25 protein-coding genes and 2 tRNA genes are annotated in these 23,174 nt (G+C 68.4%); 15 read left to right on the top strand and 12 right to left on the bottom strand.

The window, feature by feature from the left end:
- Positions 1-8: 8 nt before the first annotated feature.
- Positions 9-464, top strand: a complete 456-nt coding sequence (locus FEK34_RS28605) for an acyl-CoA thioesterase (protein WP_138453022.1) — start codon at positions 9-11, stop codon at positions 462-464.
- A 27-nt stretch (positions 465-491) separates the two neighbouring features.
- Positions 492-1,157: a hypothetical protein gene (locus FEK34_RS28600; RefSeq protein ID WP_138452956.1), complete on the top strand. Its 666-nt coding sequence runs from the start codon at positions 492-494 to the stop codon at positions 1,155-1,157.
- A 109-nt stretch (positions 1,158-1,266) separates the two neighbouring features.
- Here FEK34_RS28600 and FEK34_RS28595 read toward each other — a convergent pair whose 3' ends face one another.
- Positions 1,267-1,584 carry an AzlD domain-containing protein gene (locus tag FEK34_RS28595; RefSeq protein ID WP_138452955.1) on the bottom strand — a complete coding sequence of 106 codons (318 nt, stop codon included), beginning with the start codon at positions 1,582-1,584 and terminating at the stop codon, positions 1,267-1,269.
- Positions 1,584-2,249, bottom strand: coding sequence for an AzlC family ABC transporter permease (locus FEK34_RS28590; protein ID WP_138452953.1), 666 nt, complete (start codon positions 2,247-2,249; stop codon positions 1,584-1,586). The genes FEK34_RS28595 and FEK34_RS28590 overlap by 1 nt, the downstream gene beginning before the upstream one ends.
- A 205-nt stretch (positions 2,250-2,454) precedes the next feature.
- On the opposite strand from FEK34_RS28590, the gene FEK34_RS28585 reads away from it, so the two are divergent.
- On the top strand, positions 2,455-3,021 hold the full coding sequence (locus FEK34_RS28585; protein ID WP_138452951.1) for a helix-turn-helix domain-containing protein: 567 nt from the start codon (positions 2,455-2,457) through the stop codon (positions 3,019-3,021).
- Positions 3,022-3,031: 10 nt separating this feature from the next.
- Here FEK34_RS28585 and FEK34_RS28580 read toward each other — a convergent pair whose 3' ends face one another.
- Positions 3,032-3,733, bottom strand: coding sequence for an HNH endonuclease (locus FEK34_RS28580; RefSeq protein ID WP_171048457.1), 702 nt, complete (start codon positions 3,731-3,733; stop codon positions 3,032-3,034).
- Between the two features lie 207 nt (positions 3,734-3,940).
- On the opposite strand from FEK34_RS28580, the gene FEK34_RS28575 reads away from it, so the two are divergent.
- The 5 genes from FEK34_RS28575 to FEK34_RS28555 all read left to right on the top strand — a co-directional run bounded on the left by FEK34_RS28575 (position 3,941) and on the right by FEK34_RS28555 (position 7,404).
- Complete coding sequence (locus FEK34_RS28575) at positions 3,941-4,345, top strand: globin (RefSeq protein ID WP_138452949.1); 405 nt, start codon at positions 3,941-3,943, stop codon at positions 4,343-4,345.
- A gap of 16 nt (positions 4,346-4,361) precedes the next feature.
- Entirely contained in the window at positions 4,362-5,936 is a 1,575-nt protein-coding gene (locus FEK34_RS28570; RefSeq protein WP_138452947.1) for a glycoside hydrolase family 13 protein, read from the top strand.
- Between the two features lie 185 nt (positions 5,937-6,121).
- Positions 6,122-6,397 carry an aa3-type cytochrome oxidase subunit CtaJ gene (gene ctaJ / locus FEK34_RS28565; protein ID WP_036534362.1) on the top strand — a complete coding sequence of 92 codons (276 nt, stop codon included), beginning with the start codon at positions 6,122-6,124 and terminating at the stop codon, positions 6,395-6,397.
- A complete protein-coding gene (locus FEK34_RS28560; protein WP_138452945.1) occupies positions 6,384-6,848 on the top strand; it encodes a DUF5130 domain-containing protein in 465 nt (154 codons plus the stop codon). Before ctaJ ends, FEK34_RS28560 begins: the two co-directional genes overlap by 14 nt.
- Before the next feature lie 133 nt (positions 6,849-6,981).
- Positions 6,982-7,404: a helix-turn-helix domain-containing protein gene (locus FEK34_RS28555; RefSeq protein ID WP_138452943.1), complete on the top strand. Its 423-nt coding sequence runs from the start codon at positions 6,982-6,984 to the stop codon at positions 7,402-7,404.
- A 342-nt stretch (positions 7,405-7,746) separates the two neighbouring features.
- Here the strand turns inward: FEK34_RS28555 and FEK34_RS28550 are convergent, their stop codons facing one another.
- The 3 genes from FEK34_RS28550 to pepN form a co-directional block, all read right to left on the bottom strand.
- Complete coding sequence (locus FEK34_RS28550; protein ID WP_138452941.1) at positions 7,747-8,334, bottom strand: ClpP family protease; 588 nt, start codon at positions 8,332-8,334, stop codon at positions 7,747-7,749.
- The gene (locus tag FEK34_RS28545; RefSeq protein WP_036534369.1) at positions 8,331-8,933 is read right to left on the bottom strand and encodes a ClpP family protease; all 603 of its coding nucleotides are present in this window, start codon (positions 8,931-8,933) and stop codon (positions 8,331-8,333) included. The genes FEK34_RS28550 and FEK34_RS28545 overlap by 4 nt, the downstream gene beginning before the upstream one ends.
- A gap of 135 nt (positions 8,934-9,068) precedes the next feature.
- Complete coding sequence (pepN, locus tag FEK34_RS28540; RefSeq protein WP_138452939.1) at positions 9,069-11,651, bottom strand: aminopeptidase N; 2,583 nt, start codon at positions 11,649-11,651, stop codon at positions 9,069-9,071.
- Positions 11,652-11,775: 124 nt separating this feature from the next.
- Here pepN and FEK34_RS28535 point away from each other — a divergent pair, with 124 nt between their 5' ends.
- A complete protein-coding gene (locus tag FEK34_RS28535) occupies positions 11,776-12,612 on the top strand; it encodes a phosphoribosylaminoimidazolesuccinocarboxamide synthase (RefSeq protein WP_138452937.1) in 837 nt (278 codons plus the stop codon).
- On the opposite strand, the gene FEK34_RS28530 is transcribed toward FEK34_RS28535, so the two are convergent.
- The 3 genes from FEK34_RS28530 to FEK34_RS28520 all read right to left on the bottom strand — a co-directional run bounded on the left by FEK34_RS28530 (position 12,601) and on the right by FEK34_RS28520 (position 15,573).
- Positions 12,601-13,839: an RNA polymerase sigma factor gene (locus tag FEK34_RS28530; protein ID WP_138452935.1), complete on the bottom strand. Its 1,239-nt coding sequence runs from the start codon at positions 13,837-13,839 to the stop codon at positions 12,601-12,603. The genes FEK34_RS28535 and FEK34_RS28530 overlap by 12 nt on opposite strands.
- On the bottom strand, positions 13,836-14,237 hold the full coding sequence (locus tag FEK34_RS28525) for a YciI family protein (protein WP_138452933.1): 402 nt from the start codon (positions 14,235-14,237) through the stop codon (positions 13,836-13,838). Before FEK34_RS28525 ends, FEK34_RS28530 begins: the two co-directional genes overlap by 4 nt.
- 115 nt (positions 14,238-14,352) lie before the next feature.
- Positions 14,353-15,573: an NAD(P)/FAD-dependent oxidoreductase gene (locus FEK34_RS28520; RefSeq protein WP_138452931.1), complete on the bottom strand. Its 1,221-nt coding sequence runs from the start codon at positions 15,571-15,573 to the stop codon at positions 14,353-14,355.
- Between the two features lie 163 nt (positions 15,574-15,736).
- Between FEK34_RS28520 and FEK34_RS28515 the strand changes: the two genes are divergently transcribed.
- Positions 15,737-16,390: a DsbA family protein gene (locus FEK34_RS28515; protein ID WP_138452929.1), complete on the top strand. Its 654-nt coding sequence runs from the start codon at positions 15,737-15,739 to the stop codon at positions 16,388-16,390.
- A gap of 178 nt (positions 16,391-16,568) precedes the next feature.
- Here the strand turns inward: FEK34_RS28515 and FEK34_RS28510 are convergent, their stop codons facing one another.
- Positions 16,569-17,531, bottom strand: a complete 963-nt coding sequence (locus FEK34_RS28510; protein WP_432761000.1) for a M48 family metallopeptidase — start codon at positions 17,529-17,531, stop codon at positions 16,569-16,571.
- A gap of 360 nt (positions 17,532-17,891) precedes the next feature.
- On the opposite strand from FEK34_RS28510, the gene FEK34_RS28505 reads away from it, so the two are divergent.
- Both FEK34_RS28505 and FEK34_RS28500 read left to right on the top strand, forming a co-directional pair.
- A complete protein-coding gene (locus tag FEK34_RS28505; RefSeq protein WP_138452925.1) occupies positions 17,892-18,365 on the top strand; it encodes a ribose-5-phosphate isomerase in 474 nt (157 codons plus the stop codon).
- 17 nt (positions 18,366-18,382) lie between these two features.
- The gene (locus FEK34_RS28500) at positions 18,383-19,180 is read left to right on the top strand and encodes an Fpg/Nei family DNA glycosylase (RefSeq protein ID WP_138452923.1); all 798 of its coding nucleotides are present in this window, start codon (positions 18,383-18,385) and stop codon (positions 19,178-19,180) included.
- A gap of 86 nt (positions 19,181-19,266) precedes the next feature.
- On the opposite strand, the gene FEK34_RS28495 is transcribed toward FEK34_RS28500, so the two are convergent.
- Entirely contained in the window at positions 19,267-20,223 is a 957-nt protein-coding gene (locus FEK34_RS28495; RefSeq protein WP_171048456.1) for a GGDEF domain-containing protein, read from the bottom strand.
- Between the two features lie 416 nt (positions 20,224-20,639).
- Between FEK34_RS28495 and FEK34_RS28490 the strand changes: the two genes are divergently transcribed.
- From FEK34_RS28490 to FEK34_RS28480, 3 genes are all read left to right on the top strand, one after another.
- A tRNA-Gly gene (locus tag FEK34_RS28490) sits at positions 20,640-20,710 on the top strand.
- Between the two features lie 32 nt (positions 20,711-20,742).
- Positions 20,743-20,819: transfer RNA gene (locus FEK34_RS28485), tRNA-Pro, on the top strand.
- Positions 20,820-20,951: 132 nt separating this feature from the next.
- Positions 20,952-22,334 carry a tyrosine-type recombinase/integrase gene (locus tag FEK34_RS28480; protein WP_138452921.1) on the top strand — a complete coding sequence of 461 codons (1,383 nt, stop codon included), beginning with the start codon at positions 20,952-20,954 and terminating at the stop codon, positions 22,332-22,334.
- Positions 22,335-22,481: 147 nt separating this feature from the next.
- On the opposite strand, the gene FEK34_RS28475 is transcribed toward FEK34_RS28480, so the two are convergent.
- The gene (locus FEK34_RS28475) at positions 22,482-22,979 is read right to left on the bottom strand and encodes a hypothetical protein (protein WP_138452919.1); all 498 of its coding nucleotides are present in this window, start codon (positions 22,977-22,979) and stop codon (positions 22,482-22,484) included.
- Positions 22,980-23,174 lie beyond the last annotated feature (195 nt).

Here is a 23,174-nt window from a genome sequence, read left to right as displayed (position 1 = left end):
TCGGATCGCTGAACGGCAATCCGCAGGCGAGGGACACGGTCGTCCTACCCAAGCGTTTTCATGCCAAGGTCGATATCCGCTGGTCGGATATGGACGCGTTCCAGCACGTCAACCACGCCCGGATGGTGACGCTGCTCGAGGAAGCGCGCATCCCATGGCTGTTCGAAGACGATCGCCCCACCGCCGCCCTGCGCCAAGGGTGTGTGCTGGCCGACCTGCATGTCCGCTACCGCGGCCAGCTGCGGCACGAGGACACCCCGCTCGATATCGCCATGTGGATCGAGCAGCTGCGCGCGGTCGACTTCACCGTGGCCTACGAGGTGCGCGCCGCCGGCGCCGCTCCCGACTCCCCGCCCGCGGTGGTCGCCTCCACCCAGCTCGCCGCCTTCGACATGGACACCCAGCGGTTGCGCAGGCTGACTCCCGATGAGCGCGACTATCTCGCGCAGTGGATGAGTGAGTGACCGGCGCACGGTGATCGTCGGTCTGTGATGTCCGAACAACGGGTCTTGTACGTCGGCGATCCAGCCGAACGGGAGAACCTCGCGACCTTCCTCGGCCGTGCTCTCCGGCTGGATCCGGCCGTGGTGGTGCGGCTGCGCCGGCGCGGTGAGCGATGGGTGTCGGCGTGGGTGGCGACGGGATTCGAGGCGCTCGCGGTGCGCACCGTGGTCGCCGAGCTGGGCGTCGACGATGTCACCGTCGGCGCCGATGCGGTGCTGGCCGGGCTGGCGTCCGGTAGCCCGATCGACCTCGGCTACTCGATGGATTCGGCCTGGCGCGGGGCGCTGCCGCCGGACAGCGGCTTCTCCCACATCGACGATGTGCCCGCCCGTACTCTGGTCGAACTCGCCGAACAGGGCGCCGACCTCGCCAAGGAGCACGGCTCGGGGCATGGACCGCCCGCCGCCCTGCTGGATCAGACGGTGCTCACCGTGTCCGGGGGTGCGGTCCAGGTGCAGGTGCCAATGCGCGTCGTCTTCGCTCTCACCGCCATGGATTTCATTCCGCACTCGGGTGACCGCGCAGACTCGCGCCGGATACCGCCCGCCGAGATCGTGCGGGTCCGATCCAGCAAGACGTGGCTGCGCCTGGATGCCCGCTACGGATCGGTCGCCCGCCGCCTCGGCGGTGGTCTGCCACTCACCCCGCGCTGAGCCGGGTCACTGCCGCTGTCCGGGCGCTGTGCCTGGTGCGATTCGCACGAGGGCACTCGACCGCCGGGGGCAATGAGATCGGCGGCCCCGCCGAGATGTACGTGCCCACTCAGTCGACGCCGACGGCCCGCAACACCGCCGTGGTCGCCGCGGCCGCGATGATGACCACCAGCAGCGGGCAGCGCCGCCAGGCCAGTACCCCTCCCACCAGCACGCCGGCGGGCAGGGCCCACCCGAATTCGTTCCCGAACGGCAGCGTGGTGGTCGCCACCAGGGCCGCCAGCAAGATCACGGCACCGATCTCGAGCAGCCGGGCCGCTCGTGGCGGAAACCGGATCCGGTTGCGCAATGCGGGCCCTGCCCACCGGAGCAGGTAGGTGCCCACGGCCATGGTGAGCATGGCGGGAACCAGCAGCGGTGAATCCATCACAGCGCTCCCAGCGCGAAGATCAGTCCGGCCAGTGCGATCAGCACCGGTAGGCCCGCCGGGACGAACGGCATTGTGAGCAAGGCCAATCCGACGCCGGCGCCTGCTCCCCGCAGGGTGGCCCGATCGCGCAGGGCGGGCAGGATCAGGGCGAGCAGGACCGCCGGAAAGACCGCGTCCAGGCCGAACGCCGCGGTATCGGGCACGATGCTGCCGATGACGGCCCCGGCAAGCGCGCCGAGCGGCCAGCACGCAGCGATGCCGAGTCCGCACAGCCAATAAGCGCTGCGGCGCCGTTCGAGATCGCCGGGAGCCAGTGCGAACGCCACGCTCTCGTCGACCATCAGGTGCACGCCGAGCAGTCGCCGGACGCCGGAGCCGAACACGTCCGGCATCGACAAGCCGTACGGCAGGTGCCTGGCGTTGACGAGCAGACCGGCCGATGCCGCCGCGAGCGGACCGGCGCCTGCGGTGAGGATCCCGAAGAACAGAAACTCCGAACCGCCTGCCAGCACCGTCGACGCCAGCACCACCGGCATCCAGGCCGGGAATCCGGCGCCGACCACCGCCGCGCCATAGGACACGCCGATCATCGCGGCAGCAACGCAGGTCGCCGCGACACTGGTCCGGATGTCCCGATCCAGTGTTCGCCACATCGAACGCATGTTGCTTATATTGAACGCAACCGATCGGATCCGTCAACGAGATAATCCGGGCCGGGATCGTGGCCGCGCGGGCGGGCGCCGGCCTGCCGGTATCCGCCGGCGACGGTCGCGAACAGCAGCGACAGGTGGAGCCGATGAACCGGCGCCCGGTCCGCCGCAGCCCGCGAGGCGAATCCGGGACGAAGACCAGCAACGGGAGCACTCGATGACAGCAGAAGATCCGGCAGTGGCGCCGAAAGCGGTGATCGCCGCGTCGCTACGCAGGGAACGCACGCGTGCGGGGTTATCGCTCACCGAGGTCGCTGCCAGCGCGGGCATCGCGAAATCGACGCTGTCGCAACTGGAATCGGGCACCGGAAACCCCAGCCTGGAAACGCTGTGGGCGCTGTGCGTTGCCTTGGACATGCCCTTCTCGCGGCTGCTGGAACCGCCGCGGCCGAGTGTGCGGCTGATCCGGGCGGGACAGGGGCCGGTGGTCGCCGCGGAGCGGTCGGAATTCCGGGCCACCTTGCTCGCCGCGGGATCGGCCGATGCCCGGCACGATATCTACCGGATCACCGCCGAACCAGGTGAGCCCCGCCGGTCCGAACCGCATACGCGCGAATCCGTCGAACACATCCTGCTCGCTGCCGGTCGCGCTCTGGTGGGGCCGAGCGATTCCCCGGAGGAGTTGTTACCCGGCGACTACATCAGCTATCCCGGTGATCGTGCGCACCTGTTCGAGGCGCTGGAGCCGGGTACCTGGGCAACGCTGGTCGTCGAACACCGCTGACGAGCGAGTCTCAGGCGGCTCCCTCGCCCAGGTACTGCAACCACACCGGATCCAACTCCGTGACGGTCGACAGCAACCGCCAGTGCGGTCCCTTCGGCGATACCAGCGGCGCGCGCAGCGTCCACCCGAGCTCGCTGAGCAGTTTGTCGGCTTTGCGGTGATTGCAGGGTGCGCAGCTGGCCACGCAGTTCTCCCAGCTGTGCTCGCCGCCGCGGCTGCGGGGGACGACGTGGTCGATGGTCTCGGCTTTACCGCCGCAGTACCCGCAGCGGTAGCGGTCGCGCTGCATGAGGGCGGCGCGGGTCATCGGGACGCGGGCCCGGTAGGGAACACGGACGTAGGTGCGCAGGCGGATCACCGACGGAATCGTGAGCGAGGATCCGGCCGAATGCACGATCGGGCCCTCGGGGTCGTGGTGGACGGTGTCGGCCTTATCGCAGATGAGCAGCACCACGGCGCGACGCGCGGACAGCGCGGTCAGCGGCTCGTAGGTGGCGTTGAGGAGCAGGACGCGGCGTTTGAGCCAGTTGCTGGTGTGTGTGGGCAGTGGGGTCGGCGCGGTGTCGGCGCGATGATTATCGCGGTGCGCCCCGGAATGATGATCGGACAACAAGTGCAGCGGAGTAGCCCCCGACCCACGGTTGTGGACGTCGGCGGGCTGGAGTTGTCGGTGCGCCCTCGCCTCCTGCGATCGGGCGTGTCGCTGCTTCATGTCGACCCCAATTTCTGCGTTCCAAGATCATGTGGTATCTCGCCGGAGACTGCCACCAAGTTGACCACGGAATGCGGGCCGGTGCACGGTGATTTAACACAATGTCGGGTGAACTGTGCCTGAAGAGCCATCGGGCCGCGATGTGCGCGAGTAGGCCGGTGGGCGGGCACAATGGAGCGCGGCGCATCCAGCGAATCGAGAGGGTCTATGACTTCGGGCGAGCACACAGCGACGTCGTTCTACGAGGCGGTCGGCGGCGAGGAGACCTTCCGCCGGATCGTGGCCGCGTTCTACCGTGAGGTGGCCGCCGACGAGGTGCTGCGCCCGCTGTACCCCGAGGAGGATCTGGGCCCCGCCGAGCGTCGGTTGCGGATGTTCCTGGAGCAGTACTGGGGCGGGCCGCGCACCTACAGCGACGAGCGCGGGCACCCGCGGCTGCGGATGCGGCATATGCCCTTCACCATCGGTCCGGTCGAGCGCGACGCCTGGTTGCGCTGTATGCGGATCGGGGTGGCCGAGATCGAGCCGGAGGTGCTCGACGACGAACACCGCAAGGCACTGCTCGACTATCTGGAGATGGCCGCGAACTCGCTGATGAACGCGACCTGGTGACCGTGGCGGGGTGGGTATGAGCACCGGTTCCGTTCCGTGGTGGGAGGCGGCGGTCTTCTACCAGGTCTATCCGCGTTCTTTCGCCGACTCCGACGGCGACGGCGTCGGTGATCTCGGCGGCGTGCGCGCCCGGCTGGACTATCTGGAGCGCCTCGGGGTGGACGCGCTGTGGATCTGCCCGGTGATGCGTTCGCCGATGGCCGACGGCGGCTACGACGTGTCCGACCCTCGCGATATCGACCCGCTCTTCGGCGGCATGCCTGCCTTCGACGCCCTGATCGCGGCCGCGCACGCCCGCGATATCAAGGTCACGATGGACCTGGTGCCCAATCACACCAGCGATGCCCATCCCTGGTTCCGCGCCGCCCTCGCCGCCGCACCCGGTAGTCCCGAACGGGCCCGCTACATCTTCCGCGACGGACGCGGCGCCGACGGTGAGCTGCCGCCGAACAACTGGCCGAGCATCTTCGGCGGCCCGGCCTGGACCCGGGTCGTGGAGGCCGACGGCAGCCCCGGTCAGTGGTATCTGCACCTGTTCGCCGCCGAACAACCCGATCTGAACTGGGACAACCCCGAGGTCATCGCCGATTTCGAGCACACCCTGCGGTTCTGGCTCGACCGTGGGGTGGACGGTTTCCGCATCGACGTCGCGCACGGCATGGCCAAACCGGAGGGCCTGCCGGATATGGAGCGCGTCGACACCCGGATGCTGATCCACGACGACTCCGATCCGCGCTTCAACAACCCCGCCGTGCACGACATACACCGCCGCATCCGCCGCGTGCTCGACGACTACCCGCACGCGGTGTCCATCGGCGAGGTCTGGGTCGACGACAACGTGCGCTTCGGCGAATACGTCCGCCCGGACGAACTGCACCTGGCCTTCAACTTCCGGCTGGCCGAGACCCCGTTCGACGCCGATGCCATCCGCCACGCCGTGGAGAACTCCCTGCTCGCCGTGGTCCCGGTCGGGGCGACGCCCACCTGGACGCTGTCCAACCACGACATCGAGCGTGAGGTGACCCGCTACGGTGGCGGCGAGCTCGGCCTCGCGCGGGCCAGGGCGATGATCCTGCTCGAACTCGGCTTGCCCGGCGCGGTGTTCATGTACAACGGCGCCGAACTGGGTCTGCCCAATGTCGACGATCTGCCCGACGAGGTGTTGCAGGACCCGGTCTGGGAACGCACGGGGCACGCCGAGCGCGGTCGCGACGGGTGCCGGGTGCCGATTCCCTGGGAAGGGTCCGCCCCGCCCTTCGGGTTCACCAGGGCGGCGCGGTCGTGGCTGCCGATTCCGGCCGAATGGGCCGAGCTGACAGTGGCCGCCCAACTCGATCGCAGCGGGTCGACCCTCGAGCTGTACCACGACGCCATCGAGCTGCGGCACAAGCGCCCGGAGTTCGACGGCGCCGGGCTGGAGTGGCTGCCCGCCGCACCCGGCGTGCTGATGTTCCGCCGTCCCGGCGGCCTCGTCTGCGTGCTCAACAGTTCGGCCGCCGCGATCGAGCTACCCGAGGGCGAGGCGATCCTGCTCAGCGCGCCCCTGGTCGATGGGTTGCTTGCCCCGAACTCCGCCGCCTGGCTGATCTGAGCATCGCCCACCGGACAACCGCGCAGCGCCGGCCAACAGTGCAGCTCAGAGCCACCCGTGACAGGCCGGACGGACGCGGGCGACGATCGGCGCGACTTTCGGCGACGCTCGCCGAAACACCTGGTCGAGGCGCAAAAGGCTTACCGATCGATGAACTACTACAGAGCATCGTCTACCTTTGAGCTGTGAGCATTCTCGAGACAGTGCTGATCTTCGTCGGCATCCCGCTGGTGATCTACGGCGTGATCGCCGGATTGTCGTTTCTCGGTAAGCCGCTGCCCGGCGAGAAGCCGGTCCACTACGACCTGAGCAAGAAGTGGACCTCCGAGCCGGTGCTGTGGAGTGCGACCGACGAGGTGACCGTGTACGGGCACCACATTGCTGATTCGCATGGTCACCATGCGGCTATCGAAACCGCGGACGCGGAGCTGATCGGAGGCAGGGCAAGTGGCAGGTTCTAAGTGGCCCGCGGTGGTCGAATCCGAACTACCGCACGGATACGCCCTGATGAGCAGCGGCCGGGTGTCCGGCGTGCACGAGGCGGGCGACGTCTTCAAGGAAGCGCCCTTCAACAATGAAGAGCGCCTGCTCATGGACAACGTGCTCACCGAGGCGACCCGCGCCACCAAGGTGCGGTTCAACGTCTTCATCGGTGATCTCGGCGCCGACCCGACCGCCGGTGCCGACGCGATCTTCCCGGTGACCCCGGAGGCGAACCGGTCGGTGCTCATCGCCGTCTCGCCCAACGACCGCGCCGTCGAGGTGCGTTCGGGCAAGGACGTCGCCGACCGCGCCAACGACCGCGTCTGCCAGCTCGGCGTCACCGCCGCACTGAGCTCGATGCGTCAGGGCCAGCTCATCGACGGCCTCGTCTCGGCCGTGCGGGTGATGGCCGCCGCCATCGGCCGCTGAATCGAACGACCAGCACCCCTCCCTTGCCGGGCGACGCCCGGCGACGGAGGGGTGTGGTGTGTCCGCGCCCGGAACGTGTCCGCCCAGAGCGGAATTCGACGACCCGGCGCGGCGACGGCGGTACGCTCCGGCTATGAGCGAGCATCCGAGGCTGCATGCCATTCCCGGAGGACGCGACCGACGCCACACCCCGCCGCAGGACCGATCCGAAGGCGAGCCGCTGTGGCGTGAGGTGCTCGGAACCCGGTTGCGCGCGCTGCGGCAGGAACACCAGGAGACACTGGCCGAGACCGCTGGCCGCGCGGGTGTCTCGCCGCAATATCTGTCCGAGATCGAACGCGGCCGCAAGGAGCCATCGAGCGAGATGATCGCCGCGCTCGCCGGAGCGCTCGGCACCTCTCTGGCCGAACTGGCCGGCGAGGTCGCGCAGACACTGAGTCACCGCCGTGCTCTGCGCCCGGCCGGGGGATCGGGCTACCGCAGCGCCGGACAGGAACCCGCCGCCCCGAGCGCTGGAGCCCCGGCGGCACCCGGGATCGTGTTGCTCGCAGCCTGAGCCGGTTGGGCTCGCAAGCTCGACCGCACCTGCTCTCACTGCCCGACGCCGCGCCCTGGCCATTCGCTCCTGACCCGCGTGAGTGTGCCGCTGACAGCTGCCCGCGGTCGCCGATAGCCGGGCGCGCCCGCACCCGGATCTGCCGCGCCGTACGCAGACTGCTGCGCCCGCTCGCATTCTGAGCGTGCCGGATGCGACCCGACCCCGCCCCGCAGCTCGACCACGTCGGGTGGCGGTCCGACCAGTCGCCCGCGGGCCCGTTCGCGGCTGCTCGGCATCGGGCGTGCCGCTGCCGGCCCGCCCGCCGCGCCGCGGTCTGGTGTGTTTCGCCCGCCTACCCGCTCACCGCGCGTGCAGCACCTGGTCCACCAGCCCGTAGTCCACCGCCGCCGCGGCCGTGAACACCCGGTCGCGGTCGGTGTCGCGGCGCAGCGTCTCGGCCGGCCGGCCGGTGTGCTGGGACAGGATCGACTCGATCTCGGCGCGCATGCGCACCAGCTCGTCGGCTTGCAGGATCAGATCGGGGATCGCACCTTGACCGCGTGCGGCCGGCTGATGCAGCACCACTCGCGCGTGCGGCAGCATCGAACGCCTGCCCGATTCGCCCGCGGCCAGCAGCACCGCGCCGACCGCGATGGCCTGGCCGACGCACGTGGTCGCCACCGGCGCCTTGATGAACCGCATGGTGTCGTACACCGCGAGCATCGCGGGCAGCTCACCGCCCTCACAGTTGATGTAGAGGTTGATCTCCTGTTCCGGGTTCTCCGACTCGAGGTGCAGCAGCTGCGCGATGAGCGCGTTGGCCACCCCCGAATCGATCGGCGTGCCGAGATAGACGATGCGTTCGGCCAGCAGATGCGAGTAGACGTCCATGATCCGCTCGCCACCCGGCTGCCGGGCGATCACATTGGGAATGGTGTAGGAGGTCATGAGATTCCGATCTTCTGGCGCTGCGGAACCACCTGGCCGAACGAGTCGACGATGTGGTCGATGAACCCGTACTCCTTGGCCTGCGCCGCGGTGAACCAGCGGTCGTGCAGCGAGTCCTCGTAGATCCGCTCATAGGGCTGGCCGGTGTCGGCGGCGATGAGCCCGAGCACGGTCTCCACGGTGTGGCGCAGGTCGTCGGCCTGCACCTCGACCTCGACGGCGCTACCGCCGATCCCGGCCGAACCCTGATGCATCAGGATCCGGGCGTGCGGGAGCGCGAACCGCCGCCCCCGGTCGCCGGCCGAGAGCAGGAACTGCCCGGCGCTGCACGCCAGCCCCAGGGCGAGGGTGGAGATCTCGCACGGCACCAACCGCATGACGTCGCGGATGGCCAGCATCGCGGGCACCGAGCCGCCGGGGGAGTGGATCCACAGCGAGATCCCGGCGTCGGGATCCTCGGCCGCGAGGGTGAGCATCTGCGTCATGAGCAGCGTGCCGTTGTCGTCGTCGAGGCCACCGTCGAGAACGAGGATGCGCCTGCCGAAAAGTTGTTCGCGGGCCCGCCAGCTGAACAGCGGAGCCTTCTCATCGTGTGCCATGACTCCACCGTGCCCCGCGCCGAGACGAAAAATCTCGCCACGCTGCTGTGAGCAGATCTGCTCACAGCAGCGAGCGCAGGCAGACGCGAAACAGGCCCGGATCCAACGGGATCCGGGCCTGTGCGGGTCGGCTATCTACTGCGCGTCGAAGGCGCGGGCGCGCAGCGAGCGTTCGATGCCCGCCTTGCCCTCGCTCACCAGCCGCGCCAGCGCCGGCGGGTGCTCCTCGGCGAGGAACTTGTCGGCGCTGGCCACCGCGGCCTCGCTGATCTCCCAGGACGGGTAGAGCCCGACGACGACGGTCTGCGCCACTTCGCTGGACCGGCGCTCCCACACTTCGGGGATCTCGGTGAAGTACCGCTCGACGAACGACGACAGCAGCTCACCCTGCCCGGCGGGCGCGAACCCGTTGACGATGGAGCGCGCGGTGATGTTGGGCACCGAATCGTCGCCCATCACCGTCGACCACGCCTGCTCCTTGACCTCGGCGATGGGCCGGGCGGTCGCGGCGGCCGCGGCCTGGCGCTTGCCCGCCGCGGTCTGGTCATTGGCCAGTTCGGCGTCGATGGTCGGGGTGTCCACGCCGTCGGCGTCGATCTCACCGGCGGCCGCCAGCGCCGTCACGATGCGCCAGCGCAGATCGGTGTCGACGACCAGACCGGCCAATCCCACCGTCGCCGGATCGGCGTCGAGCAGCTCGCGCAGCACCTCGGTGTGCCAGGGCGAGAGCTTCGCGCCGGTCAGCGCGTTGACGAAGGCCAGCTGATGATCCGAACCCGGTTCGGCCTCCCGCGCCAGCTCCAGCAGCCGGTTGGCGTACCCGGGCCAGCCGGTCTCCGCGGCCCAGGTGGGGTCGGCGTAGCTGCTGAGGGTGGTGTTGGCCTGCATGAGCAGCCGCTGCACCACGCCGATCTCGGATTCGGCGCCGACACCGCGCTGCACCAGTGCCACGAAGTCGCGGGCCCGCAGCTCGGCCTGGCGGGTCATCTCCCAGGCCGCCGACCAGGCCAGCGTGCGCGGCAGCGGTTCGGCGATATCGGCGATGCGGTTGATCAGCACATCCAGCGAATCGGCGTCCAGGCGGATCGAGCAGTAGGTGAGGTCGTCATCGTTGACCAGCACGAACTTGCCGCGCGGCACACCGACCAGCTCGGGTACGTCGGTGCGCTCGGTGGCATCGAGGTCGAGTTCGACGCGGTGGGTGCGGACCAGTTTGCCCTCGGCGTCGTCGTCGTAGACGCCGACCGCGAGCCGGTGCACGCGCTGTTCACCGGCGCCGGGCGCGGCACCCTCCTGGATGACGGTGAAGGAGCTGAACTTTCCGTCGGCGTCGACCTCGAAGTCGGGCCGCAGGATGTTCAGACCGGTGGTCTTGAGCCACTGCGCACCCCAGGTCGACAGATCGCGACCCGACGACTTCTCCAGCGCCGCGAGCAGATCGTCGAAGGTGGCATTGCCGTAGGCGTGCTCGGCGAAGTAGTCGCGCAGACCCGCCAGGAACGGCTCCAGCCCCACATACGCCACCAGCTGCTTGAGCACGCTCGCGCCCTTGGCGTAGGTGATGCCGTCGAAGTTGACCTCCACCGCGGCCAGATCCGGGATGTCGGCGGCGATGGGATGGGTGGAGGGCAGCTGGTCCTGACGGTAGGCCCAGGACTTCTCCACATTCGCGAAAGTGGTCCAGGCGCTGGTGTATTCGGTGGCCTCGGCCTGGCACAGCACCGAGGCGAAGGTGGCGAACGATTCGTTGAGCCACAGATCGTCCCACCACTTCATGGTGACCAGATCGCCGAACCACATATGCGCCATCTCGTGCAGCACCGTCTCGGCCCGACGCTCATAGGAGGCCCGGGTGACCTTGGACCGGAAAACGTAATCCTCCAGGAACGTCACCGCACCCGCGTTCTCCATCGCGCCCGCGTTGAACTCCGGCACGAACAGCTGGTCGTACTTGCCGAAGGCGTAGGGCACGCCGAAATTGCGGTGGTAGAAGCCGAAACCCTGCTTGGTCTCGGTGAACAGCCGGTCGGCGTCCATGTGCTCGGCCAGCGAGGCGCGGCAGTAGATGCCCAGCGGAATGCTGCCGTGCTCGTCGGTGTAGACGTCGGTCCACTGCGCGTACGGGCCCGCGATGAGCGCGACCAGGTAGGTGCTCATCTTCGGGGTGGTGCGGAACAGGTGGTGGGCGGGGTCGGCGGCGATGGTGTCGACCGGCTCGCCGTTGGAGATGACCTTCCAGCCGGCCGGCGCCGTGACGCTGAGGGTGAACGTCGCCTTGAGGTCGGGCTGGTCGAAGCAGGCGAACATGCGCTTGGCGTCGGCGGTCTCGAACTGCGAGTAGAGATAGACCGCGTCGTCGGCCGGGTCGACGAACCGGTGCAGGCCCTCGCCGGTGTGCGAGTACTCGCAGTCGGCCTCGACCACCAGCTCATTGGTGGCGGCGAGATCGGTCAGCGTGATGCCGGTGGACTCGTCGTAGCCGGAGACGTCGATCGGGTTACCGTTCAGGACCGCCGAGCGGACACCGCGCGCCACGATATCGATGAAGGTGGACGCCCCCGGCGTCGCGGTGAAAGCGACCGTGCTGCGGGAGAAGAACGTCTGCTCGCCCGGGTTACCCGACCCGTCGGTGAGATCGAGTTCGATGCGGTAGTTCTCGACCGAGACGGTCGCGGCGCGCTCGATCGCCTGTTCGCGGGTGAGGTTCGGTGCGGACATCGGACTCCTTCATGGTCGAAGAACAGATACGGGCACGGCGTTCCCCACAATGCCACGTCGGTAAGGTTGCCCGCGCGGCAGTAATTCCGCATCGACAACCATCGACCACGATCGGAGCGACGTCGTGAAGCATGTGCACGCCGGGAAGGTGCGCGACCTGTACGAGGACGGCGACACCCTGCTGCTCGTCGCCTCCGACCGGGTGTCGGTCTACGACGTGGTGCTTCCGACACCGATCCCGGACAAGGGTGCGCTGCTGACCCAGCTGTCGAACTGGTGGTTCGAGTTCTTCGCCGATGTGCCCAACCACGTGCTGTCCACCACCGACGTGCCCGCCGAGTTCGGCAGGCGCGCGATCCGGGTGAAGCCGCTGAAGATGGTCCAAGTCGAATGCATCGCCCGCGGCTACCTCACCGGGTCCGGGCTGAAGGAGTACCAGCAGAGCGGAACCGTCTCCGGGATCGCCCTGCCGCCGGGCCTGCGTGACGGCGACCGGCTGCCCGAACCGATCTTCACCCCGTCCACCAAGGCCGCAGAGGGCCACGATATGGCGATCTCCTTCGCCGACGTGGTCGACCAGGAGGGTCGCGAGGTTGCCGAGCGCCTGCGCGAGCTGACCCTGGCCATCTACTCCCGCGGCGCCGCACACGCCGCCGAACGCGGTGTGATCGTGGCCGACACCAAGCTCGAGTTCGGCTGGGACGGAGACACCCTCACCCTCGGCGACGAGGTCCTGACCTCCGACTCCTCACGCTTCTGGCCCGCCGACGAATGGGAGCCCGGCCGCCCGCAGCGCTCCTTCGACAAGCAGTTCGTCCGCGACTGGTCCACCTCCACCGGCTGGGACAAGGAACCGCCGGGACCGGAGATCCCCGCCGACATCGTCGAGGCGACCCGCAAGAAATACATGGAGGCCTACGAGCTCATCACCGGCAAGACCTGGGCGGGGTCACCCGCCTGAGCTGTCCGCGCCGGAGCGCAGGTGCGCGGCACGAAGCATTAGATAGTCGCGTTCGGCGGTATTCGTCGTGCGCTGCGCGGCGGCCGTGTAGCAGGTGACGGCCGCCCGGTGATCGCCCGCCATCTCGTAGAGGTGTCCGCGCACGGCAGCGAGCCGGTGGCTGTCGGCGAGCGCGCCGGCGACGGTGTCAGTGACCGCGAGGCCTGCGGCCGGGCCGTCCACCATGGCGGTGGCGACGGCCCGGTTCAACGTCACCATCGGGTTGGGTGCGATGCGTTCGAGCAGCCGATACAGCGCCAGCACCCGCTCCCAATCGGTGGTCTCGGTGGAGGGCGCCTGCGCGTGCAGCACCGCGATCGCCGCCTGGATCTGGTACGGGCCGATCAACCCGTGGTCCAGCGTTGCCGTCGCCAGCCTGATCCCCTCGGCGATCGCCGTGCGATCCCAGCGGCGGCGATCTTGTTCGGGTAGCGGAATCAGCTCGCCGTGCGGACCCGTCCTGGCGTCGCGGCGGGAATCGGTGAGCAGCATGAGCGCGAGCAGCCCGCCCACCTCCGGATCGTCGGGCAGGAGCCGGTACACCGCGCGGGTCAGCCGGATCGCCTCGGCGGCCAGGTCCGCACGGCGCAGCCGATCACCGGTCGCGGCGGTGTGGCCCTCGGTGAAGATCAGGTACAGCACGTGCAGTACCGCGTCGAGCCGCTCACGCCATTCGGCGTCGGTGGGTGGCGCGAACGGGCGGTCGAGGGCGGCCAGCCGCTTCTTGGCGCGGGTGATCCGCTGCGCCATCGTCGCCTCCGGCAGCAGGGAGGAGCGCGCGATCTCGGCGGTGGTGAGGCCGCCGACGGCGCGCAATGTCAGTGCGATCGCGCTCGCGGGCGGCAGCACCGGATGGCAGCACAGGAACAACAGCATCAAGGAGTCGTCCTGCGTGGGACCGGCCTCGGCGGGTTCGGGTTCGCGCAGGGCGACCATCGTTTCCCGGTTGCGCCGGGCGACCTCGGCGCGCACGGCGTCGGCCATGCGCCGCTGAGCCACCTGCAGCAGCCAGCCACGCGGGTTGTCCGGCCTGCCGTCGACCGGCCACTGCGTGGCGGCGGCCAGCAGGGCCTCCTGCAACGCGTCCTCCGCGGTGGGGAAATCGCCGAAGCGGCGCACCAGCGCGCCGAGGACCTGCGGCGCGAGTTCACGCAGCAGGTCCTCGGTCGCGCGGTCGGCAGCGATCACCGATCGGCGGCAGGTGCGCTCATCACCGCGCGCACCTCGATGTACTCACCGATGGGCTTACCACCGGGGCCCGGTGCGGCCGAGGCCTCGGCGGCGATGTCCAGCGCGCGTTCCTGGCTGTCGACGTCGACGATCCAGTATCCGGCCAGGAACTCCTTGGTCTCCGGGAACGGGCCGTCGGTGATCACCGGCGCGTTGCGGCCGTCGGAGCTGACGATCCGCGCTTCCTCGGGCCCGGCCAGGCCCTTGGCGTCGACCAGTTCGCCGGCGGCGGCCAGCTTCGCGCTGAGCTTGCGCTGGAAATCGATATGCGCCGCGATGTCCTCCGGCGCCCACTCGTTGATCGGAATATCGCAGTTGGCGGTGCGACCGTAGGTCTTGATCAGCATGTATTTCATCTCGGGCTCCTCATTCTCGGTGCGTCCGGCGACGCTCTCGTGAACAGGTCGGAGCCGGACCGGCGGATTCGACACAGTTGCACACGCGGCCGTCCGGGCTGCGTCATCGCGGCAGTCAGAATGGGATCGAGGTGTCTGCCAGCCGGCCCGGGTCCACCGGCTCCCGGCTCAGGATCAGCTGCTTGATGCGGTCGGTGACATCCCAGACGTTGACGTTCATGCCCGCGAGCACGCGATTGTCCCCATCGAGCCAGAACGCGACGAATTCACGGGCCGCCAGATCGCCGCGCACCACGACTCGTTCGTACTCGCCCGGCGCGGTGTACCCGGTGTACTCCATCCCAAGGTCGTACTGGTCGGTGAAGAAGTACGGCAGCCGGTCGTAGACCGCGTCCTTGCCGAGCATGGTCGCCGCCGCGACCGCGGGCTGATTGAGCGCATTGGCCCAATGCTCCACCCGGATCCGGCGACCGAGCAGCGGATGCTGCTGTTCGGCGATATCGCCCACCGCGACGATATCGGGGTCGCTGGTGGCCAGATGCGCGTCCACCAGCACACCACTGTCGACGGCGAGGCCGGCCTCGGCCGCGAGGTCGATGTTCGGCCGGGCGCCGACGGCGATCAGGACCGCGTCCGCCTCGATGACGGTGCCGTCGCCGAGCCGCACCCCGGTGGCCATCGCGTCGCGGGTGACGATCTCGGCCACCTGCGCGCCCAACCGCAGGTCGACGCCGTGCGCCCGATGCAGATCGGCGAACACCGCACCCATCTCCGGTCCCAGCGCGTTGAGCAGCGGCGCCTCGGCGGCCTCGATGATCGTCACCTCGACCTCGGCCTCGCGCGCGGCGGCCGCCACCTCCAGCCCGATCCAGCCTGCGCCGATGATGGCCAGGCGCCGCGCGCTGCGCAGCACCTCGATCAGGGTGTCCGAATCGTCGACGGTGCGCAGGGTGTACACCTTCTCGGCGTCCGCACCGGGTATGGGCAGGCGACGCGGGGTGGCGCCGGTGGCAAGGGCCAGCTTGTCGTAGGGCAGGGTGGAACCATCCGGCAGCGAGACCGTCTTGGCGCCCCGGTCGATCGCGGTGACGGCGGTGCCGAGACGCAGATCCACATGATGGTCGCGATACCAGGGCTTGTCTTCGACGGTGAAATCGTCGAACGCCTTCTTGCCCGCCAGGTACTCCTTCGACAGCGGCGGCCGCTCGTAGGGCAGCTGCTCCTCGTCGGTCAGCAAAGTGATGGTTCCGTCGAAATCGTTGTCGCGCAGGGCTTGTGCGACCTTGGCGCCGCCGAGGCCACCACCGACGACGACGAAATGCTGCGCAGAGGTCATATGCGGACTCCTAAACGCCAGGCGAATCGAGCTCCTCGAACCTCAGCTTAGGTGCGCGCGCCGCGCCGAAACGCCGAATGCGGGAACGAATCGGGGCGGCCGGTGGTTGTCGGTACGAGAGCGGCCCAGCCGCGGGACAAGTCTGCGATCGAGAGGAATCGACGTGAGCAACACCGCCGTAGATCACCAGGGCAAAGATGTCGCCGACTTCTGGTTCGACCCGCTGTGCCCCTGGTGCTGGATCACCTCACGGTGGATCCTCGAGGTGGAGAAGGTGCGCGACATCGAGGCCCGCTTCCACGTCATGAGCCTGGCGGTGCTCAACGAAGGCCGCGACCTGCCGCCGGAGTACCAAGAGCTGATGGCCAGCGGCTGGGGCCCGGTGCGGGTGGCCATCGCGGCCGCCCGCGAACACGGCGACAAGGTGCTCGCCCCGCTCTACACCGCGATGGGCTCCCGGATCCACGACCGCAGGGCCGAATACGAGCGCGCCACCACCGCGGAGACCCTCTCCGCCGTCATCGCCGACGCCCTCGCCGAAACCGGCCTACCGGCCGAACTGGCCGAGGCCGCGCACAGCACCGACTACGACGCCGAACTGCGCGAAAGCCACCACGCCGGAATGGACAAGGTCGGCAAGGACGTCGGCACCCCGACCATCCACGTCAACGGCGTGGCGTTCTTCGGCCCCGTGCTCTCCCGCATCCCGCGCGGCGAGGACGCGGGCAAGGTCTGGGACGGCGTCGTCGCCCTGGCCTCCTACCCGCACTTCTTCGAACTCAAGCGCACCCGCACCGAAGAGCCTGTGTTTGATTAGCGCCGCCTGCGGCGTCGCGTGTTCGCGGCCCCTGGGGGTCTCGCGTCTGCGCTACCGCTGCTTGCCTTCGGCGTGCGCAGCGACAGCGCAGACGCGAGACGGGCCGCGAACTTTGGGGCTCGGTCTCGCTTCGCTCGAAAATTGGGGTTTACCGGCCGTTGTATGGGGGTGTGTGCGCTTATGCGACCGGCTTCGGCGGCAGGCTCGGAACCTCGCCGTACGGGCCGTACGGACGCTGACCGGGCGGAAGCTGCGGGGGCGGGCTCGGCCGCCAGAACAGGCGGCCGTGCCTGCTGCGATCGCGCAGCGCCCACATCCGCCAGGTCAGCACCGGGTGCGTGGACAGGGCATTGACGATCCAGACGAAGAAGCCCTTCTCCTGCGCGGCGCGGTCGGCCATCTCGTCGAAGCCGACCATGGTGTTCATGTACTTGCCGGCGGCGAGGGTGCCCATGGCCGCGCGGGCACCCTCGTGCCGGTTGCAGAAGCCGTGATTGTCGGCGGTGTACTCCTGCGAGCGGATCAGTGAGCTGCCGACGATCGGCAGGAACGGCACCAGGAACATGCCGAGCTGACGCCAATACGAGGTGTGCCCGGCCGCGATATGCCCCACCTCGTGGCCGATGATGAACGCCAGCGCGTCCGGTTCACGAGCGGCGCCGCCGATTTCGAACAGGTCGCTGTAGACCACCACGAACCGGCGGAACCCGTGACCGGAGGCGAAGGCGTTGATCTGGCCGTTGCCGAGCACCACATAGGCATCCGGCGCCTTGGCCATGCCGAACCGCGCCGCCGCCTCCTGCACCATCCGGTAGCCCTCGGGGAATTGGGTCGGCGACATCTTCACGCCGTTGACCCGCTGGGTCGCGTAGTTCGCGCCACGGCCGAACCAGATCAGGATCGGCGCGAACACCAGCGCCAGGATGTATTCGTTCACATTGCCGAACACCAGCAGCAGCGCCGCGAACAGATACGCCAGGGCGGTCAGCGCGACCACCACGATCAGCAGCGGGATCTCCCACAGATGCCGCGCGGGCATGCCGAACGGCGACAGCCCTCGCGGCTGCCTGCCCGGCGGCACGGCGGGCGGCACCGGCGCGGACCCGTAGGCGGGGTAGCCGGCGGTGGGGTAGCCGGGCATACCGGGGTACGGCGCCGATGGATACGCCGTCGGCGGGGCGGTCTGTGGTGGCTGCGGAACGTCGCTCGACTCGGATCCGGACGAGGAACCCTGCGGCGCGTTCTTGCGCAACCACTCTGGCTGCCCCCCGGACTGATCGGCCTGCGGACGCTGAGGATCGATCGGTTGCATGGACGCCCACTCTATTCAGATCGGGCCGGTCGAGTCGGGTCGCAGGCGCCGTCCGAGCCCGGTGTGGCCACCGCCACAGCGCGCCCCTTGGCCGGCCGCGCGCGACATCGCCGAACCGCCCGGTGGGCGGACGCAACCCCTGGCCGCACCCTCGACGGAGCCGCATTACAGCGCGGATAGGATTCCCCCATGCGCGTATACCTTGGTGCCGACCATGCCGGTTTCGAACTGAAGAATCACGTCAAGGCCCATCTCGAGCAGGCAGGCCACGAAGTCGTCGACTGCGGCGCCCTCGAATACGACGCGCTCGACGACTACCCCGCCTTCTGCATCGAGGCCGCGCGGCGCACCGTCGCCGACCCGGGCAGCCTCGGCCTGGTCTTCGGCGGCAGCGGCAACGGCGAGCAGATCGCCGCCAACAAGGTGCCCGGCGCCCGCTGTGCGCTGGCCTGGAGCGTCGAGACCGCCAAGCTGGCCCGCGAGCACAACAACGCTCAGCTCATCGGCATCGGCGGCCGGATGCACTCCACCAAGGAAGCGCTCGCCATCGTCGACGCGTTCATCAGCACCCCGTGGTCGGAGGAGCCGCGCCACCAGCGCCGCATCGACATCCTCGCCGAGTACGAGAAGACCGGCGTAGCTCCCGCGCTGCCCGGCCAGTAGACCGGCCGTATTCGACAGTGCCGGAGGGTCATACGCTGCACCGCCTGGCGAAGCTGCATCAGCAGCGGCTGGCAGGCGGTGTGGTGCGGGTGTCGAGCCCGCAGGGCAAGTTCGCCGACGGTGCCGCGCGGGTGGACCGGCAGGTGCTGGTCCGCTCCGAGGCCTGGGGTAAACATCTGTTGCACCACTACGAATCCGGGCTGGTCGTGCATGTGCATCTCGGGTTGTACGGCAGCTTCACCGAATCGGCGATGCCGATGGGGGAGCCGGTGGGGCAGGTCCGGATGCGGCTGGCCGGCGCCGATTTCGGCACCGACCTGCGTGGGCCCACCGCCTGCGAGGTGCTGACCGCCCCCGAGGCCGGCGCGCTTGTCGACCGGCTCGGGCCCGATCCGCTGCGCCGCGGCGCGGATCCGGAGCGGGCATGGCGCCGGATTCACCGTTCCCGCAGGCCGATCGGCTCACTGCTGATGGATCAGCAGGTCATCGCGGGCGTCGGCAACGTCTACCGGGCCGAGGTGCTCTACCGCCACGGCATCGCACCGCAGCGGCCGGGCATCGCGCTGGCCCGCGATGAATGGGACGCGATGTGGGCCGATCTGGTGCAGCTGATGCGGGTGGGCGTGCGCCGAGGCAAGATGCATGTGGTGCGGCCGGAACACGATCACGGTGAGCCGTCCTACGCGCCGGACCGCCCGCGCACCTACGTCTATCGCCGCGCCGGCGCACCCTGCCGGATCTGCGGTACACCGGTAGCTCATTCGGTGCTGGAGGGGCGAAACCTCTTCTGGTGCCCGGCATGTCAGGCGAGTTGAGCGGCGCGTCGCCTCGCTGCCCCGGCGGGGGCAGCTCAGCCGATTCGCTCCGCGTGTCGCGTGATTCGCGGTGTCGTGTCGGCCTTTCAGCCCGCGACGGCCGCCCCCAATTCCGCCTCGTCGGCATCGGCGAGCGCGAATCGGCGCCCACCCGCGGTCTTGGCCGAGTACATCGCCCGGTCGGCGCGGCGCAGCAGATCGGTGAAATCGCACGGGCTGCCCGGCGGTGAGTACGCCGTGCCGACGCTCGCCGACACCGGCACCGGACCCGCGGACGACCACACCGGATCCCGCAATGCGGCCACGATGCGATGTGCGAGATCGCCGAGGTTGTTGCGCGGGGGATTGGTGGCGAGCACGAATTCGTCACCGCCGTAGCGGCAGATGACGGTGTCGGGCGGGCACACCTCACGCAGCCGATTGGCAAGGTCGACCAGCACTTCGTCGCCCACGGCGTGCCCGTAGCCGTCGTTGATCTGTTTGAAGCGGTCCAGATCGATCAGCAGCAGCCCGATTCCGCGCGTCGGGTCCGCGGCCATCAAACGCACCCGGTCTTGCAGCAGCGTGCGATTGGCGAGGTCGGTCAGGGCATCGTGGGTCGCCTCGTGGCGCAGCCGGTGCTGCAGGGCGGCGATCTCCTGCACCCGCACCGATACCGCCGCCGAGATGTGCTGCTCCTGCTGGGCCAGTGCACGCTCCTGCAGGGCCTGGGCGTAGCTGTCGATGGCCTGGCTGGCCACGAACGGCCACCTGGTCGCCGTCAGCGATCCGGGCGGGCCCGCGCGGAAACCGAGCAGTGTGCGAGTGGCCTGGGCCAGCATGCGAATTCGTTCCAACGGCGCCTCGGCCAGCCGCGCACCGAGCATTCGGGCTTCGAGCACCGGAAACGGTTCGGATCCGGCCAGTTCGAGCAGTCGCTCGATGATCTCGATCAGAACAGGTTCCAGCTGTTGTGGGGCCGCCTCGACTCCGGGCTCGGCGCAGACCGTGCGCGCCCAAGCCCGTGCGGTCGCGGCGACCGGCGGTCGGTCCTCAGCCGGCATGGCGCTCACCGGACACAGGTGACGACTCCGCGCGGGCTCCCCGATCCGAGCCCGACACCGGCGTCGCACCGGTCGTTCTCACTGCTACGCGGATGGTCCACCTCGTCGGGTGCACGCTCACCGCCCCCTTTCCAGATACCCCCGTCCGGCAAAAAGGATCCTAGCAAGCCGATCGGCCTCGAAAAACGGCGTTCTGCAACGAGTTCTCGGTGCGAAGCCACGGGCGATCGGGTATGTGATCGCTGTGCGGCCGCGAGTGTTACACACCAATTCCGGTTAGCTCGAAAATCGCCGGGAGACCGTCGCGCAGCCGCCCGTGCGCCGGGGCGGGGGCCTGATTGGCGTTACCGGAGGCGAGTTCGGTACAGTCGCTCATGCACACGACATCGTGGCGATCCCATCGATGTCGTATGCCTGCGGGTGTAGTTCAATGGTAGAACCTCAGCCTTCCAAGCTGATGGTGCGGGTTCGATTCCCGTCACCCGCTCACACGCAATATGCTCGCCCCTGGCGAGGCCTCGGGGTGTAGCGCAGCTTGGTAGCGCATCCGCTTTGGGAGCGGAGGGTCGCAGGTTCAAATCCTGTCACCCCGACCATCGAAACCATTCATACCCCCTGCTCAGGGGGTATTTTTCGTGTGCTGGTAGTGCAAGCCGATACGGGCATATCAATGTGTATCAGTGCATCGTAGCCTACAATTTGGGCCTACAGTGATTCAAGGGGCCGACATGGACATGGAGCAACGCGACGGGAAGTGGCGCGCGACCGTCGAGATCACCGCCGACAAGCAGGCTGATCTGATCAAGCGAGTGTCGGCAGTCCATCGGCTGATGAAGAAGATGGACAAGGAGCCGCAGAAGCCGCGCCGTGACCGCGGCGAAGGCACCCTGTACAAGCGCAACCGGGACGGCATGTGGGTCGGGCAGGTCGAGCTGGAGCGCGGCCCCGACGGGAAGCGCCGGAAGTCCAAGCCCGTGTACTCGGCGGACAAAGCGACCGCGGTGTCCAAACTCAACGAGCTGAAGGATCGCATCGCGAAGGGCCTTGAAGAGGCCGACCAGCGCCTCACTGTCGAGGCGTATCTCGAGAAGTGGGTCGCCGAGGTTGCGCCGACCAAGGTCGGGCCGAACGCAATCCGGTCGTACAAGTCCGCCATCAACACCCGAATCGTCCCGTCGATCGGCCACCGACGCTTGGCCGAGCTGAGCCCCGACGACATCCGGTACATGCATCGCTGGATCCTGTCGCACACCTACAAACGCGGCAAGGTGAAGAAGCCGTATACGACGCGGTCGGTGGAGGAAGCGCACAACGTGCTGTCCGGTGCCCTCGCGGACGCGCTCAGCGATGGCAAGGTGTGGCGCAATGTCTGCACGCTGGTTGCCAAGCCGACGGTCACCTCGGAGTCGCACGGAGCGCTGACCGCCGAGCAAGCGCGCAAGGTGCTGCTGTCGTCGATGGCGGCCAAGGATCCGATGGTGACGAGGTGGGCGGCGGGCCTGATGCTCGGCGGACGGCAGGGCGAGCTGCTCGGCCTCGAATGGGACCGAGTCGACCTCGATGCTGGCGTGGTCGACCTGTCATGGCAGCTGCAATGGCTCAAGCTCAAGCCGGGAGCCAAGCCCGACGACCCCAAACGGTTCGACGTGCGGGCAGATTTCGAGCACCGGCCGTTGTGGCGCGGCGCGGCATGGACGCGACCGAAGACGAAGACGTCCGAGAGGCTGATCCCGATCCCTGCGCCGCTGGTACTGATCCTCACCGAGTATCGCAAGATCGCGCCAGCGAACCCCTGGGGCTTGGTGTGGGTGACACTGCCCGGCGAGAAGTCCCGGATCAAACATGCGAGGCCGATCAACAAGACCGACGACAATGCCGCATGGAAGGCCGCGCAGGCGCGCGCCGGCGTCGAGGTGCCGCTGGATGTGCATGCGATGCGTGGAACCACGGCGACGCTGCTCATGGAATCGAAGGTGCCGGACAAGGTGATCCAGGCTGTCCTTGGCCACTCGAATGTTGTGATGACCCGCAGGTACCAGCAGGTCAACCTCGAAGAGGCGCGGAAATCCCTCGGCAGCTTGGACGCCCTGCTCGCGCCGTCGAAAGAGTGACCGGCGACTGTCAAGCGTGGTTGCCGAAGCCCGCTTACGGCATTCCCAAGCGGGCCCGGACGGCATAGAACGAGGAGGCCACAGCCGGAACATGTTGGCTGTGGCCTCCCTGCTTGCGGGCGCCGCGTTCGTGCGGACTATGTCTGGTCAGGCGTTGTTCTTCGTGACCGTCACAATGATCATTGAGTCCGCCGGAATGACGCTTCCTACACCAGGTTCGATGCTGACGACAGTCCAGTTTGCGCGCATGATCACCAGGTCAACTCCTGGTGTGGCGGACGCGTATTGGATATTGGTGAACCCGAGGTCCTCAAGTTTGTCACCAGCGATCGCAGCGTTGACGCCCGCGAGTTCGGGGACCGTCAGGTTCGGGACCGGTTGGGCCGCGCTGGATTGCTGAACGGTCTGAGTTGGGGCGGCGGGCTGCGCCGCGGACGGGGGCGTCGGCAGCGGTGCGGTGGTCGTGCTGACCTTGTCGGCCTTATCGCCAGAGAGCGCGGCAACGCAGCCGCCGAACCCGCAGAGCAGAATGATGCCACCGATGACGGCGAGAATGATGATGACACGCGTGTTGGGCGTCTTCTTCTCTATCGGAGGTGGATACATGCCGGGCGGGGGCTGCTGCGGATATCCGGGTGTAGTCAAGTCCTGGTTCCCCTGTCTTGAAGCGTTCCTCATCAGAGAAGTGGCTTCTCGCCATCTCCTCGTGTGAGCATCGGTAGCCGCGATCAGCTGTTACGGCTTGCGCGAAATTCGCTGTCTGAGTTACCCATTGGTAGCCACAGCAGGACGCGTACGGCGTATGCCGATTTTTGCCCCCGGTCTTCCGCTTTTTTCGGT

It is taken from the genome of Nocardia cyriacigeorgica (assembly GCF_005863245.1).
GTDB lineage: Bacteria > Actinomycetota > Actinomycetes > Mycobacteriales > Mycobacteriaceae > Nocardia > Nocardia cyriacigeorgica_C.
The sequence above is the reverse complement of the archived record's forward strand: the minus strand, read 5'-3'. Positions and strand labels throughout refer to the sequence as shown.